The organism is Bosea beijingensis, from assembly GCF_030758975.1.
In the GTDB taxonomy this organism is placed as follows: domain Bacteria; phylum Pseudomonadota; class Alphaproteobacteria; order Rhizobiales; family Beijerinckiaceae; genus Allobosea; species Allobosea beijingensis.
On sequence record NZ_CP132359.1, the window covers coordinates 1,402,181 to 1,415,895 of the forward strand.

13 protein-coding genes and 1 tRNA gene are annotated in these 13,715 nt (G+C 66.3%); 8 read left to right on the forward strand and 6 right to left on the reverse strand.

Features of this window, described 5'->3' with window-relative positions:
- Positions 1 to 46 precede the first annotated feature (46 nt).
- Positions 47 to 361 carry an I78 family peptidase inhibitor gene (locus tag Q9235_RS06845; RefSeq protein ID WP_306226066.1) on the forward strand — a complete coding sequence of 105 codons (315 nt, stop codon included), beginning with the start codon at positions 47 to 49 and terminating at the stop codon, positions 359 to 361.
- Positions 362 to 563: 202 nt separating this feature from the next.
- On the opposite strand, the gene rpmG is transcribed toward Q9235_RS06845, so the two are convergent.
- The 5 genes from rpmG to Q9235_RS06870 form a co-directional block, all read right to left on the reverse strand.
- The gene (gene rpmG / locus Q9235_RS06850; RefSeq protein ID WP_038367996.1) at positions 564 to 731 is read right to left on the reverse strand and encodes a 50S ribosomal protein L33; all 168 of its coding nucleotides are present in this window, start codon (positions 729 to 731) and stop codon (positions 564 to 566) included.
- A gap of 140 nt (positions 732 to 871) precedes the next feature.
- Positions 872 to 1,606, reverse strand: coding sequence for an NUDIX hydrolase (locus Q9235_RS06855; protein WP_306226067.1), 735 nt, complete (start codon positions 1,604 to 1,606; stop codon positions 872 to 874).
- A complete protein-coding gene (locus Q9235_RS06860; RefSeq protein ID WP_306226068.1) occupies positions 1,603 to 2,049 on the reverse strand; it encodes a DUF983 domain-containing protein in 447 nt (148 codons plus the stop codon). The genes Q9235_RS06855 and Q9235_RS06860 overlap by 4 nt, the downstream gene beginning before the upstream one ends.
- A complete protein-coding gene (rnr, locus tag Q9235_RS06865; protein WP_306226069.1) occupies positions 2,049 to 4,418 on the reverse strand; it encodes a ribonuclease R in 2,370 nt (789 codons plus the stop codon). The genes Q9235_RS06860 and rnr overlap by 1 nt, the downstream gene beginning before the upstream one ends.
- Positions 4,419 to 4,841: 423 nt before the next feature.
- Positions 4,842 to 5,252: a DUF2000 family protein gene (locus tag Q9235_RS06870; protein WP_306226070.1), complete on the reverse strand. Its 411-nt coding sequence runs from the start codon at positions 5,250 to 5,252 to the stop codon at positions 4,842 to 4,844.
- Here Q9235_RS06870 and Q9235_RS06875 point away from each other — a divergent pair.
- The 3 genes from Q9235_RS06875 to Q9235_RS06885 all read left to right on the forward strand — a co-directional run bounded on the left by Q9235_RS06875 (position 5,251) and on the right by Q9235_RS06885 (position 7,715).
- Positions 5,251 to 6,120 (forward strand): helix-turn-helix domain-containing protein, encoded by an 870-nt coding sequence (locus Q9235_RS06875; protein WP_306226071.1) that lies wholly within the window; start codon positions 5,251 to 5,253, stop codon positions 6,118 to 6,120. The genes Q9235_RS06870 and Q9235_RS06875 overlap by 2 nt on opposite strands.
- Positions 6,121 to 6,199: 79 nt before the next feature.
- Positions 6,200 to 7,186: a phosphogluconate dehydrogenase (NAD(+)-dependent, decarboxylating) gene (gene gnd, locus Q9235_RS06880; RefSeq protein ID WP_306226072.1), complete on the forward strand. Its 987-nt coding sequence runs from the start codon at positions 6,200 to 6,202 to the stop codon at positions 7,184 to 7,186.
- A gap of 4 nt (positions 7,187 to 7,190) precedes the next feature.
- A complete protein-coding gene (locus Q9235_RS06885; protein ID WP_306226073.1) occupies positions 7,191 to 7,715 on the forward strand; it encodes a gluconokinase in 525 nt (174 codons plus the stop codon).
- A 9-nt stretch (positions 7,716 to 7,724) separates the two neighbouring features.
- Here Q9235_RS06885 and Q9235_RS06890 read toward each other — a convergent pair whose 3' ends face one another.
- Positions 7,725 to 9,158 carry a multicopper oxidase family protein gene (locus tag Q9235_RS06890; protein ID WP_306226074.1) on the reverse strand — a complete coding sequence of 478 codons (1,434 nt, stop codon included), beginning with the start codon at positions 9,156 to 9,158 and terminating at the stop codon, positions 7,725 to 7,727.
- 189 nt (positions 9,159 to 9,347) lie between these two features.
- Here Q9235_RS06890 and Q9235_RS06895 point away from each other — a divergent pair.
- From Q9235_RS06895 to clpX, 4 genes are all read left to right on the forward strand, one after another.
- Positions 9,348 to 9,432 (forward strand) — tRNA-Leu (locus Q9235_RS06895).
- A 138-nt stretch (positions 9,433 to 9,570) separates the two neighbouring features.
- Positions 9,571 to 11,001: a trigger factor gene (gene tig, locus Q9235_RS06900; protein WP_306226075.1), complete on the forward strand. Its 1,431-nt coding sequence runs from the start codon at positions 9,571 to 9,573 to the stop codon at positions 10,999 to 11,001.
- A gap of 262 nt (positions 11,002 to 11,263) precedes the next feature.
- The gene (locus Q9235_RS06905; protein WP_306226076.1) at positions 11,264 to 11,887 is read left to right on the forward strand and encodes an ATP-dependent Clp protease proteolytic subunit; all 624 of its coding nucleotides are present in this window, start codon (positions 11,264 to 11,266) and stop codon (positions 11,885 to 11,887) included.
- Positions 11,888 to 12,153: 266 nt separating this feature from the next.
- On the forward strand, positions 12,154 to 13,425 hold the full coding sequence (clpX, locus tag Q9235_RS06910; protein ID WP_199092832.1) for an ATP-dependent Clp protease ATP-binding subunit ClpX: 1,272 nt from the start codon (positions 12,154 to 12,156) through the stop codon (positions 13,423 to 13,425).
- Positions 13,426 to 13,715: the final 290 nt, after the last annotated feature.

The following is a 13,715-nucleotide window of genomic DNA, read 5'->3' on the forward strand; positions in this document are numbered from 1 at the left end:
TAGGGCTTTTCAGACCCCCCAGAGTTGAGATGAAGGAATTGCCTGGATGCTTGGTCGGAAACTGCTTGCCGCTGGAACCTTGTCTCTTGCTGCACTGACGCTGGCGGCCTGCCAGAGCGATGTGCAGCAGACGCCGGTAGGAGCTGCGCCCGGCCTGCCCGGCACCTGCCGTGAGGACGCGGCCGAGGCATTGGCGGGCAAGGCCCGCGTCAGTGATGCCGAGGCCCAGGAGACCACCGGCGCGACCATCGTTCGGCAGATTCGGCCGGGGCAGGGCGTGACGATGGATTATCGCCGGGAGCGCGTGACCATCGAGACCAATCCGAAAACCGGCAAGATCGTCCGCGCCTATTGCGGTTAGGCAGGAGCCGGCCGCGTCATCCCGGACGAGCTGCGCAGCAGCGCCGATCCGGGATCCATCATGGAGCTCCGGAGCCTTGCGATGGACCGGGGGGCAAGCTCGGGATCGTTCGGCAGTTGTGAGAAAGTTCTGGACGCTATAAACGAAAAAACCGCCCGAAAGGGCGGCTTTTCAAAGCGAAGTCAGATCGGGAGGCAGGGCCTCACTTGATCTTGGTTTCCTTGAACTCGACGTGCTTGCGCGCGACGGGGTCGTACTTCTTCTTCGACATCTTCTCGGTCATCGTGCGCGAGTTCTTTTTCGTCACGTAGAAGAAGCCGGTGTCGGCGGTCGAAAGCAGCTTGATCTTGATCGTCACGGCCTTGGCCATGGGTCTATCCTCGAACCATGCGGGCCAAAGGCCCTCGGAAAAGAAAATGGCCGGGCGAACCCGGCAAACCGTCAGCGCGGGGAATGCCGCAAAGGGCCGGCGAAGTCAAGGAAGAATAGCTCTGCGGCGCGAATGGCTCCTCAAAGCTCCTCGCGCACGAAGCTGCCGCGCTTCTCCCAGTAGAACGGGACAGGCAGCCAGGGCGCGAAACCGGCTTCGATCCGGGCCTCGACCTCCTGGATGATCACCTTGGTGATGGTCGGCAGGTCGAGTTCCTTGGCCTCGTCGAAATCGACCCAGACCAGATCGACCAGCTCCGAATCGGGCCCGATGATGCCGTCGATCCGCTTGGCGACGGCGGAGGCGTCGATCGCAAAGAAGCGGGTGTCGAATCGCTTCGGCCGGCGCGGCGGCGTGATCGCGCGCGCGACGAAGGTCACCTCCGAGAGATCGGGATAGACGCCCTGCGCCGCGAAATCGCTCCAGCTCCCGGGCAGTACTATCTCTGGCGTGCCGAACTCGTCGGAGCCGAAGAGCAGGCCGGTTTCCTCGAAGGTCTCGCGGATCGCGGCCATCGCCAGCGCCCGCGCCTTGCCAGCGCTGGGGCGCAGGCAGCGCTTGCCGAGCCGGTCCTCGCAGATCTGGGGCACCGCGCCGGTCGCGACCATCTGCCGGTCGCCGGCATCGACGCGCCCGCCGGGAAAGACGTACTTGCCCGGCATGAACTTGTGGCTGGCGTGGCGCTTGCCCATGAGCACCTTCGGCCGCGCGCCGCTGCGATCCAGAATCATCATGGTCGCGGCGTCCTTGGGACGCTGATTGTTGGTGGTGCGCGCCCGCTCGGCCTGGGTCAGCGTGACGGTATGGTCGGTCATGAACGTGAATCCGAAGGGGGCAGCGGCTGGCGCTCGGGCCTATCGGGCTCGCCGCCGAAGCCATGCATGCGCACGGCCCATTGCAGGCCGACGACACCGCCTTTGACGGGCTGCATCAGCGCGAAGGACAGGAGGATGGTAAGCAGCGGCCAGACGGTCATGTGCAGCCACATCGGCCATTCCGCGAATTTCTCTGCGAGCAGCAGGCCGCCGACGATGATGTGGCCGACGATCGTGATCACGATATAGGGCGGCAGGTCGTCGGCGCGCTGGTGGTGCAGGTCCTCGCCACAGGCCTCGCATCGGTCTACCGGCTTCAGGAAGGCGCGGAACAGCCGGCCTTGGCCGCAATGCGGACAGCGGCCGCGCAGGCCGCGCGCCACCGCCTGGCGCCAGTCGCGCGTGTCGAGATGTGTCCCCGCGCTGTGGATCTGGACGCCCATCACCGCCTCTTGCCCGGCTTGCTCTTGCCCGACTTGCCTTTGCCGAAGCCGCCCCCGCCCGGCTTGCCCTTCTTGCCGAAGCTCGCCGCCGGCCGGCTCGTACCGAAAGGTACTGCGCCGCCGCGCCGCTTGCCGGCGCGCCCCGTCGCCACGACACGTCCCTCCGAGAGCAGTTCGAAGCGCAGCGCGCCTGCGACGGGCGCGGCCTCGATCAGCTTGACATGGACCCGGTCGCCGAGGCGCCAGCTTTCGCCGGTGCGCTCGCCGATCAGGGCGTGGGCCGCCTCGTCATAGCGATAGTAGTCGCCGCCCAGCGTCGAGGCCGGGATGAAGCCGTCGGCGCCGGTGCCGTCGAGCTTTACGAACAGCCCGGCCTTATGCACGCCGCCGATGCGCCCGTCGAAGCTCGCACCGATCTGGTCGGCGAGGAAATGAGCGATCAGGCGGTCGGTGGTCTCGCGCTCGGCCGCCATGGCGCGCCGCTCCGCCGCCGAGATGCGGGTCGCGGCCTCGCGCAGCTCTGCGAGCGTGGTGCTTTTCGGTAGGCCATCGTCGCCGAGCTTCAGCGCCGTGATCAGCGCGCGATGCACGATCAGGTCGGCATAGCGCCGGATCGGCGAGGTGAAATGCGCGTAGCGGCGCAGGTTGAGGCCGAAATGCCCGTAATTCTCGGCGACATACTCGGCCTGGGCCTGCGTGCGCAGCACCACCTCGTTGATCAGCGTCTCGTTCTCCGAGCCCTTGATCATGCCGAGGATGCGGTTGAACAGCACGGGCCTCAGCGCCCCGTCCTGCGGCAGCTTGATGCCGATCGAGGCCAGCACCTCGCCGAGCGCCCGCATCTTTTCCAGCGAGGGCTCGTCATGGCAGCGATAGATCAACTGGCTGCCGGCCTTTTCCAGCGTCTCGGCCGCCGCGACATTGGCGAGGATCATGAATTCTTCGATCAGGCGATGCGCCGCGAGCCTGTCCGGCACGATGACGCGATCGACCGAGCCGTCGGGCTTCAGGATCAGCTTGCGCTCGGGCAGGTCGAGCTCGAGCGGCTGGCGCTGGTCGCGGGCGCGGGCCGCGATGCCATAGGCCGCCCAGAGCGGCATCAGCACGCTGTCGCGGATCGGCGCGGTCTTCTCGTCGGTCTGCCCGTCGATGGCAGCCTGGGCCTGCTGGTAGGAGAGCTTCGCCGCCGAGCGCATCAGCACGCGGTGGAAGGAATGGCTTTTCTTCGAGCCGTCCGCCTTGAGCGCGAGCCTGACGGCGAGCGCCGGCCGGTCCTCATGCTCCCGCAGCGAACAGAGATCGTTCGAGATCCGCTCCGGCAGCATCGGCACGACGCGGTCGGGGAAATAGACCGAGTTGCCGCGTTCCAGCGCCTCGCGGTCGAGCGCCGAATGCGGCGTCACATAGGCTGCTACATCGGCAATGGCGACGGTGACGACGAAGCCGCCGGGATTGTCCGGGTTGTCATCCAGCACGGCATGGACCGCGTCGTCATGGTCCTTGGCATCGGCCGGGTCGATCGTGACGAGCGGCAGGTCACGCCAGTCCTCGCGGCCCTTCAGCGAGGCGAGCGGTGCGTTCGCGGCTTCCTGAAGCGCGGCCGGCGGAAACTCGTGCGGAATGCCATGGGCATGGATCGCGATCAGGCTGACGGCGCGCTCCGATTTGATCGAGCCCAGCCGCTCGCGCACGTGCGCTTCCGGTGGGCCGAAGCGGCTCTCGCGGCGCATCGCGACCGAGACGAGATCGCCGTCCTGCGCTTCTCCCGTGCGGCCCTTGGGGATGATCGCCTCGCGCCCCTGCGCCTTCTTGTCGATCGGCACCAGCCGGCCGGAGCCGTCGGGCAGGGCGCGGAAGATGCCGAGCACGGCGGCCTTGGCCTTGCCCATCACCTTGAGCACACGGCCGGAATATCCAAAGCCCTCGACGCCACGCAGCCGCGTCAGCTTGAGGATGACATGATCGCCGACGCCGGGCACCGGCGCTGCCGACTTGTCCTTGCGCCGGCCTTCGCGGGGGCGCTCGATCAGGATCTGCGGCGGGTCGCCGTTCTCGACCGCGTCCCATTCCAGCGGCTGGGCGACGAGGTCGCCCTCGCGGTCGCGGCGCTTGATCTCGGAGAGCAGCACGGGCGGCAGCGCGCCGCGCGGATGGACCGGGCGCTCCTTGCCGTCGCCGCCGATCTCGCCTTCCTCCGCCATCTCCTTGAGCAGGCGCTTCAGCCAGATCTTGCCGCCGCCATCGAGGCCGAAGGCCTTGGCGATCTCGCGGCGGCCGACCTCGCGGCCGGCAGCGCGCTCCTCCTCGATGAAGTCGAGAATGGCCTCGCGGCTCGGATCAGGAACGGACACGGCCGGCACTCGGGGCATTGGGCAAGGAAAAGCGTGACACGCCGCCTGTCTGCCACGGCTCGCGGCCATGCGCCAGCGTTAGCCGCTCAGAAGCAAGAAGGGCCGCCCTTGCGGGCAGCCCTTCCATTGCCGAACCGCGATCCGGCGAACCGGATCTTAAGGTGCGAAAACTCACGCGGAATAGAAACCCCAGCAAGAAGAGGTCCAGGTCCGCCCGCCTTGCACCAGCGGTTGATGACAATGAGACACTGGATCACCTCCTTTCAGTTGTTGCCGACAAGAAGGAGGCTAAGGCGATTCTGCGGGACTCGCAAATGCCAAAAAATGCGCTGGACGAGCACGACCAAAGTCGCGTTCCAGCCCATGAATGCGGGAGGCGATCCTTGCCCTGCTCTGGAATGAGGCAATGAAGTCTGCCGGAAAGGCAGGATTCGCAAGGTGCTATCCGTGCAGCTTCAATCCCTTGGTGATCTTGTCGATCTCCTTGCGCTCGGCATGGACCCCGAGACCCACGAGATCGAGCGCATCCGTTGCCACCGCCGCAACGGCGGCGCGGTTGTCGATATCGTTGCCGGTTGCGAACAGTTCCCTGGTATAGAGATGCGGCCTGACGCCGCGCTGCTGCGCCCGCTGTAGCATTGTCGTGAGCTCCGTGGCGCTAGCTGCGAAGATCAGGACGGGCTGGCGGATCAGCGGCCCGTAGAAGCGGCTGGACGCATCCTGATAGGGCTCGCCCGCGAGTTCGGGGGCGGTTCCGACGAGCCCGCCGGCGAGGAAGCTGGCGACGTTGAGTTTTTGCCAGGTTGCGAGATCATCGCGAACCACGATGGCGATCTTGGTATCGTAACGCATGGATGCATCGCTAGCCGAGGCCGGGAAGGCCCGTCTTGAACGATCGTGCGGGCCTGAGCGGGACTGGGTCCGGCTCGGCACCGGCGCGCCCGGTATCGAACGCATGGAGGCGTTCTTCCGGGGCTATGCCTATGACCCGCACCGCCACGACACCTATGCCTTCGGGCTGACGCTCTCGGGTGTGCAGTCCTTCGATTATCGTGGCGCAAGGCGCGACAGCCTCGGTGGCTACGCCATCGTCCTGCATCCCGACGAGGTCCATAACGGCCGCTCCGGGATCGAGAGCGGCTTCCGCTACCGCATGCTCTATGTCGAGCCGCGCCTGATCCGGCAGGCGATGGGCGAGGGCGGCCGCGCTTTGCCCTTCATATCCACAGCCGTTTCGCAGGAACCGCGCCTTGTCGCGGCGATAGCTCATGCGCTGCGCGATCTCGACCAGCCATTAGACCCGCTGGCGGCGGACGATCTGGTCGAGGGGCTGGCCCAGGCCTTGCTCGCGGTCGATCGCTCTGCCGGGCACGTCCGTTCATCCCAGTTCGACGCCTCCGCTTTGGAACAGGCGCGCGACTATCTCGATGCCCACGCTACCGAAACCGTCGATTCGAGCCGGCTGGAGGCCATGACCGGGCTCGATCGCTTCGCTCTCGCGCGTCAGTTCCGCGCGGCCTTCGGTACGAGCCCCTACAATTACCTCGTCATGCGCCGCCTCGATCGCGCCCGCCGGATGCTGGCGCTAGGAACGCCCCTGGCCGACGCAGCCTTCGCCTGTGGCTTCGCCGACCAGAGCCACTTCACCCGCCAGTTCCGCCGCGCCTATGGCGTCACGCCGGGTCGGTGGCGGGCTCTGCAACGGCAAATCCGGGCCTGAGACCGGCATCGCTTTGGCTTGCCCCGCCCGCCGCCTCCATGCTTGAAGCAGCGAAAGCCGGCTTTGCGGAGTATCTGACATGCAGCTTGGAATGATCGGCCTCGGCCGGATGGGTGGCAATATCGTGCGCCGGCTGATGCGCGCCGGCCATGAATGCGTGGTCTATGATCGCGATCCGAAGCCGGGCCAGGCGCTCGCCGCCGATGGCGCGACGCTCGCCAGCGATCTCAAGGACATGGTCGCCAAGCTCAAGGCGCCGCGCGCCATCTGGGTGATGCTGCCGGCCGGCAAGATCACTGAGGCGACGCTGGCCGAACTCGCCGGCCTGGTCGGCGAGGGCGACACGCTGATCGATGGCGGCAACGCCTTCTGGAAGGACGATGTCCGCCGCGGCAAGGAGCTTGGCGCGAAGGGCATCCATTACATGGACATCGGCACCTCCGGTGGTGTCCACGGGCTCGATCGCGGCTATTGCCTGATGATCGGCGGCGACAAGGAAGCCTTCGACCGGCTGGAGCCGATCTTCGCGACGCTGGCGCCCGGCAAGGGCGAGATCGAGCCGACCAGGCATCGCGAGGGTCGCAACCCGACGAGCGAGCAGGGCTATCTCCATTGCGGCCCGACCGGCGCAGGCCATTTCGTCAAGATGGTCCATAACGGCATCGAATACGGCATGATGCAGGCCTTCGCGGAGGGTTTCGACCTCCTGCGCAACGCCTCGGCCAAGGAAGGCCTGCCGGCTGAATACGGCTTCGATTTCGATACCGCCGAGATCGCCGAGGTCTGGCGCCGCGGCTCGGTCGTCACCTCGTGGCTGCTTGATCTCACCGCCGAGGCGCTGGCCGCCGACGAGGAGCTCTCCTCCTATACCGGCAACGTCTCGGATTCCGGCGAGGGTCGCTGGACGGTCGATGCCGCTGTCGAGACTGCGACCCCGGCCGAGGTGCTGACCTCGGCCCTGTTCGCGCGCTTCCGCTCCCGCGTCGACCACACCTTCGGCGAGAAGATCCTCTCGGCGATGCGCGCCGGCTTCGGCGGCCATGTCGAACCCAAGAAGCAGGGCTGAGACGGTGGCAGAGGCAGCAAGCGGCGGCCGCCCGGCCGTCATCGTCGTCATGGGCGTGGCGAGCTCGGGCAAGACCTCGCTCGGCGAGCGTCTGGCGGAGCGTCTTGGCTGGCCCTTCCGCGACGCCGATTCCTTCCACCCGCCCGAGAACGTCGCCAAGATGGCCGGCGGCACGCCGCTCACCGACGAGGACCGCAAGCCCTGGCTCGCGGCCATCGCCGCCTGGATCGACGATCTCCGCGCGAAGGGCGAGCACGGCATCGTCACCTGCTCGGCGCTGAAGCGCGCCTACCGGCAGGTGATCGTCGGCGACCGGCCCGACGTGACGCTGGTCTATCTCAAGGGCTCGCGCGAATTGATCGGCCGGCGCATGGCCGCCCGCCAGCACCATTTCATGCCGCCGGCCCTGCTCGATAGTCAGTTCGCCGCGCTTGAGGAGCCGGGCGACGACGAGAAGCCGCTGGTCGTCTCGGTCGAGGACAGCAAGGACGCGATCGTGCAGGACGTGGTGGATCGGCTCGGCCTCTGACGAGCCGCCTCACGTCACCTCGAACCAGCTCCACAGTCCGAGATCGAAGCGCTCCAGCACCGTCGACGAGATCAGCCAGCGGCCGGGATTCTCGGCGATGAAGGCGATGTGCAGCTTCTTGCGCTCGGGGATCTGCACGGTGTCGAGAAAATAGTTCTCCCAGCCGTCGTCCAGCGGGTGCAGCAGCCGGAAGCTGTGGCCATGGACATGGAACGGCTGGACGAAGGCGGTGCGGTTGTCGATCGCCATCACGATCGGCGTGCCGCGCTTGACGCTGAATAGCGGCTTGCCGTCGAACGAGCCGGTGCCGCCATTGACCCGCCAGGGGCGGGCGAGATCGAGCCCGCTGAAATCGAGCTTCTGGTCCTCGGTCAGCTTCGCGCCGCCCTCGATGACGAGTTCGGGGCGAAGCGCGTCCTGCATGCGCACGCCGAGCGGCAGGGCCGGGTTGAGCTTCAGCGCAGGCGCCGCTGCCGGCGGCACTTGCGGCTGTCCGGCCGTCACGATCCTGACCAAAGGCAGCCCGCCGCCGATCAGGGCGCTGATATTAACGGCGGCACCGACCTCGATCGGCAGGTCGAGGATGACGTCGTAGCGCGCGCCCGGCGCGAAGGGCAGTTGCGAACGCACGGGTGCAAAACTCTCGGTTGGCTGGCTATCCACGGCGATCACGGTCGCCTTTCCGCCATCGAAGCGAAGTCGCATGATCCGGGCATTGCAGGCATTGGCGAGCCTGAGACGAATGCGCGCGCCCGGCCGCGCCGAGATCGGCTGCGGCGGTGAGCGCCCGTTCACGGTGAGCCAGCTCCCGAGCCGTCCTGCCGAGGCCCCGGCGTTGCCCTGCAGCACGAAGGGCTGGAGCGCCTGATCGTCGCCGATCAGCCAGTCCGTGACGAGGACGGGCAGATCGAGATCGACAGGCAGCGGTTCCTTCTCCTCCACGATGACGAGCCCGCTCAGGCCCCGGCCGGCAGGTTCGGACGAACTGCCGGCCCGGAGCGGGCGGTAGAGCAGGGTGCCCGAATCCGGCGGCGTGATCCGGAATTCGCCGGTTTCTCCGGGCGCGATCGGCGGGCGCGTGAAGCTGGCGGCGCCGTCGCGCTCGGCCTCGCCGCGCAGGCCATACCAGTGCAGGTCGAGCGGTGCCGTCGTCTTGTTCTCGAGCTTCAGGGCCAAGGTCTCGCCCTGTTTGATTCGCAAGGCAGAGCCGTTCGCGGTGCCATCGAAGGCCCAGATTTCCGTATCGACCGGCGACGACGGGCGCAGTCGGACTTTCGTGGGGGCTGCGACGAGCGTCTGCCGCTGCGGTTCCGCGACGGGCTTGGCAGCCGGGCCGGGAGCTTGCGCGAAACCGACCTCGGGCGCGAGCAGGCAGGTGCCGCCGAGCCCCGCCAGCATATGGCGGCGTGTGAGCGAGGGGCGGGCGGCGCGGGGCTTCGTCATGGCCTATCGCATAATCCGGCCGGCCGGTTCTGGCGAGAGCCGGTCCAGACCCGGCCTCGAAAAGCGCTGCGCGCCGCCTGTTTTGCAGAACCGTCATTTTTTTGCTGCATGGCCCGGCCGAAATGCGTATAGGCCTGCGGCTTGACGATGGCCGCGCTGCGTTTGCTCGCGCGTAAGCGCTATCGGCCGGCGGGCGTGGCGGAATTGGTAGACGCACTGGTTTTAGGTACCAGCGGCGAAAGTCGTGGGGGTTCGAGTCCCTCCGCCCGCACCACTGGCATAGATCGCCGCGCGCCCTTCAGGGCGCGGAAACGGTGATCGGTGTGAAAGATTTTTCGCGAGCGCGGCGGCGGTCGGAACCGGCGTCGCGCTTTGGATATTGAGACGTAAACGAGCTGTTGGCGGTACAAAAATGAACGTGACCGAAACCCTGTCCCAGGGCCTCAAGCGCGAATTCCAGGTGGTGCTGAACGCCGCCGACCTGAAGTCCAGGCTCGATGGCAGCCTGCAGGACCTCCAGGGCAAGGCCAAGATCAATGGCTTCCGCCCGGGCAAGGTGCCGGTCGCGCATCTGCGCCGCCTCTATGGCCGCTCGGTCATGTCCGACGTGCTGCAGAACGCCGTCAACGAGGCGAACCAGAAGATCGTCGCCGACAACAACCTGAAGCTCGCCTTCGAGCCGCAGATCCGCTTCCCTGAGAACAAGGAAGAGATCGAGGCCGCTATGGAGGCCAAGGGCGATCTCGCCTTCACCGTCGCGCTCGAGGTTCTCCCCAAGATCGAGCTCGCCGACCTCTCGGACGTTTCGCTGGTGAAGCCGGTCGCCGAGGTTCCGGACGCCGATGTCGACGCCGCGCTGCTGCGCATGGCCTCCGGCAACCGCAGCTACACCTCGAAGGGCGAGAAGGCCAAGGCCGAGAAGGGCGACCGCCTGATCATCTCCTTCGTCGGCACGCTTGACGGCGAGAAGTTCGACGGCGGCACGGGCGAGGGCATCCCGCTCGATCTCGGCGCCGGCCAGTTCATCCCCGGCTTCGAGGAGCAGCTCGAGGGCGCCAAGAATGGCGAGACCCGCACCGTCAAGGTGACCTTCCCCGAGAACTACGCGGCCGAGAACCTCGCCGGCAAGCCGGCCGAGTTCGAGGTCACCGTGACCGACGTCCAGGCTCCCGAGGCGATCAAGATCGACGACGAGCTCGCCAAGGGCTTCGGCATGGAATCGCTCGACAAGCTCAAGGAAGCCGTGACCGAGCAGATCGGCCGTGACTTCGTCGCGCAGTCGCGGCGCAAGCTCAAGAAGGGCCTGCTCGACGCGCTGGACGGCAAGTACACCTTCGAACTGCCGCCGACCCTGGTCGAGCAGGAGTTCGCCAGCGTGTGGAGCCAGGTCGAAGCCGACATGAAGCAGGCCAACAAGACCTTCGCCGACGAGGACACCACCGAGGACGCCGCCCGCGCCGACTATCGCAAGATCGCCGAGCGCCGCGTGCGCCTGGGCCTCGTGCTGGCCGAGATCGGCGAGCAGGCCAAGGTCCAGATCTCGGATGACGAGGTCACCCAGGCCCTGATCGAGCGCGCGCGCCAGTTCCCGGGCCAGGAGAAGGAAGTCTGGGACTTCTATCGCAAGAACCCGCAGGCTCTGGCCGAGATCCGCGCCCCGATCTTCGAGGAGAAGGTCGTCGACCATCTGCTCGGCCAGGTGAAGGTCGAGGACCAGACGGTTTCGCGCGAGGCGCTTTACGCCGACGACGACGCCGAGGAAGCCACCGAGGCCAAGCCGAAGAAGGCCGCCGCCAAGAAGACGAAGAAGGCCGAAGCCAAGGCCGACGACGCCTCTGCCTGAGCATCGGACCGAAAAGTGGGTGCCACTTTTCGGAACAATCCGATGCTGGCCAAAGAGCCGGATCGCTACTTTGCGTCCGACAGGACGCATCGCGATCTGGCCTAGCGGCAACCTTAACGACAGCATTTGCGCCGCTGGCCTTCGCGACCGGCGGCGCTTCCCTTTTCAGCCGCGATTGCCGTGCTTATGTGGGTGGCTTCCTAAACGCTGCCGATTCGACATCTCGCTGGGTTTCCCAGCGCTCCATCTCAAGGACAGATCCATGCTTCGCGATCCGCTCGAGACCTACAACAATCTCGTCCCGATGGTGGTCGAGCAGTCGAGCCGCGGCGAGCGCGCCTTCGACATCTATTCGCGCCTGCTGCGCGAGCGCATCATCTTCCTGACCGGCCCGGTCGAGGATTACTCCGCCTCGCTGATCGTGGCGCAGCTCCTGTTCCTCGAAGCCGAGAACCCCAAGAAGGAAATCTCCTTCTACATCAACTCCCCCGGCGGCGTGGTCACCTCCGGCCTCTCGATCTACGACACCATGCAGCTCATCCGCTGCCCGGTGACGACGGTCTGCATCGGCCAGGCCGCCTCGATGGGCTCGCTGCTGCTGACGGCCGGCGCCAAGGACATGCGCTTCGCCTTGCCGAATGCCCGCATCATGGTTCACCAGCCTTCGGGCGGCTATCAGGGCCAGGTCACCGACATCCTGATCCATGCCAAGGAGGTCGAGAGCCTGAAGAAGCGGCTGAACGAGATCTACGTGAAGCACACCGGGCGCCCCTACGAGGAGATCGTGGCCGCCCTCGAGCGCGACAATTTCATGACCGCCGAACAGGCCAAGGAGTTCGGCCTGATCGACAAGGTCATGGAGCGTCGGCCGGAGGCCGAGGCCTGATCGGGCGCTCGCGATCCTGTGGGTTGGCCCTGCTCATCGGAGCCCCCATATTGAACGAAGGACGGCCCCGTGTTTGCATGGGGTCGGGGGTGAGCGGACAGGCGCTCCATTCTGATCCGGCTTAGGCCGGCCCTGCGTATCCGAATGTACCGGAACGGGCCGTTAACCTAATCATCGTGATCTGAGCGCTTAGATATGACGGAGAGACGACGGCCGCACCCGCCACGGGCGATGCGGCTCCCGGCTCCCGAACTGGAGATGGACGGATGGCTAACAAGCCCGGCGGCGACTCGAAGAGCACGCTTTACTGCTCTTTCTGCGGCAAGAGCCAACATGAGGTGCGCAAGCTCATCGCGGGCCCGACCGTGTTCATCTGCGATGAATGCGTCGAGCTCTGCATGGACATCATCCGCGAGGAATCGAAATCCGCGCTGGTGAAGTCGAAGGACGGCGTGCCGACCCCCAAGGAGATCCGCAAGGTCCTCGACGACTATGTCATCGGCCAGGAGCACGCCAAGAAGGTGCTCTCGGTGGCGGTGCATAACCACTACAAGCGCCTTTCGCACGCGACGAAGCAGAACGACGTCGAGCTTGCGAAGTCGAACATCCTGCTGATCGGGCCGACCGGCTCGGGCAAGACGCTGCTCGCGCAGACGCTCGCCCGCATCCTCGACGTGCCCTTCACCATGGCCGACGCGACGACGCTGACCGAGGCCGGCTATGTCGGCGAGGACGTCGAGAACATCATCCTCAAGCTGCTCCAGGCCTCCGACTACAACGTCGAGCGGGCGCAGCGCGGCATCGTCTATATCGACGAGATCGACAAGATCAGCCGCAAGTCGGACAACCCCTCGATCACCCGCGACGTCTCGGGCGAGGGCGTCCAGCAGGCGCTGCTGAAGATCATGGAAGGCACCGTCGCATCCGTGCCGCCGCAGGGCGGGCGCAAGCATCCGCAGCAGGAGTTCCTGCAGGTCGACACCACCAACATCCTCTTCATCTGCGGCGGCGCCTTCGCCGGTCTCGACAAGATCATCTCGAGCCGCGGCAAGGGCACCTCGATCGGCTTCGGCGCCAAGGTCGAGGCCCCGGACGATCGCCGCATCGGCCAGATCTTCCGTCAGGTCGAGCCCGAGGATCTCCTGAAGTTCGGCCTGATCCCCGAATTCGTCGGCCGCCTGCCAGTCCTGGCGACGCTGGAGGATCTCGACGAGCCGGCGCTGAAGACCATCCTGACCGAGCCGAAGAACGCGCTGGTCAAGCAGTATCAGCGCCTGTTCGAAATGGAGGACACCCAGCTCACCTTCACCGACGAGGCGGTCAGCCTGATCGCCCGCAAGGCGATCGAGCGGAAGACCGGCGCGCGTGGCCTGCGTTCGATCATGGAGGGCATCCTGCTGGAGACGATGTACGAGCTGCCCGGCCTCGAAGGCGTCGAGCAGGTCGTGATCGGCCCCGAGGCTGTGGAGAACAAGGCCCGTCCGCTCTTCATCTATGCGGAGCGCGAGGACGAGACCAAGACGGCCTCGGCCTCCTGATCTCTCCCGCATTGCGACAACAGGACGCGCGCCCCTTGGCGCGCGTTTTGCGTTTGCGATGGATATGGGCTGGCAGCGGTTTCGCATCGCGACAGCCCTGCGCGAGATTGAACCGCCTGACCTCGCGGTATCCGTCCTTCGTCTGCAGGACAGCGGTGCATGAGCCGGATACCTCGCTTGAAAGCCGGCGAGGAAGTCTCCACTTTAGGTGCACTTGCGAGAGTCGCATGCCTGATGAGGGTGCGGTGCGCGAGGGCGGAGAGGCGAATGGTCGCTTTGGCCGCACACGT

Bases quoted from the DNA above. Each gene is read 5' to 3' on its own strand.
- Q9235_RS06845 (WP_306226066.1), top strand. From the start codon at position 47: ATGCTTGGTCGGAAACTGCTTGCCGCTGGAACCTTGTCTCTTGCTGCA.
- rpmG (WP_038367996.1), bottom strand. From the start codon at position 731: ATGGCCAAGGCCGTGACGATCAAGATCAAGCTGCTTTCGACCGCCGAC.
- Q9235_RS06855 (WP_306226067.1), bottom strand. From the start codon at position 1,606: ATGACCGACCATACCGTCACGCTGACCCAGGCCGAGCGGGCGCGCACC.
- Q9235_RS06860 (WP_306226068.1), bottom strand. From the start codon at position 2,049: ATGGGCGTCCAGATCCACAGCGCGGGGACACATCTCGACACGCGCGAC.
- rnr (WP_306226069.1), bottom strand. From the start codon at position 4,418: ATGCCCCGAGTGCCGGCCGTGTCCGTTCCTGATCCGAGCCGCGAGGCC.
- Q9235_RS06875 (WP_306226071.1), top strand. From the start codon at position 5,251: ATGGATGCATCGCTAGCCGAGGCCGGGAAGGCCCGTCTTGAACGATCG.
- Q9235_RS06870 (WP_306226070.1), bottom strand. From the start codon at position 5,252: ATGCGTTACGATACCAAGATCGCCATCGTGGTTCGCGATGATCTCGCA.
- gnd (WP_306226072.1), top strand. From the start codon at position 6,200: ATGCAGCTTGGAATGATCGGCCTCGGCCGGATGGGTGGCAATATCGTG.
- Q9235_RS06890 (WP_306226074.1), bottom strand. From the start codon at position 9,158: ATGACGAAGCCCCGCGCCGCCCGCCCCTCGCTCACACGCCGCCATATG.
- tig (WP_306226075.1), top strand. From the start codon at position 9,571: ATGAACGTGACCGAAACCCTGTCCCAGGGCCTCAAGCGCGAATTCCAG.
- Q9235_RS06905 (WP_306226076.1), top strand. From the start codon at position 11,264: ATGCTTCGCGATCCGCTCGAGACCTACAACAATCTCGTCCCGATGGTG.
- clpX (WP_199092832.1), top strand. From the start codon at position 12,154: ATGGCTAACAAGCCCGGCGGCGACTCGAAGAGCACGCTTTACTGCTCT.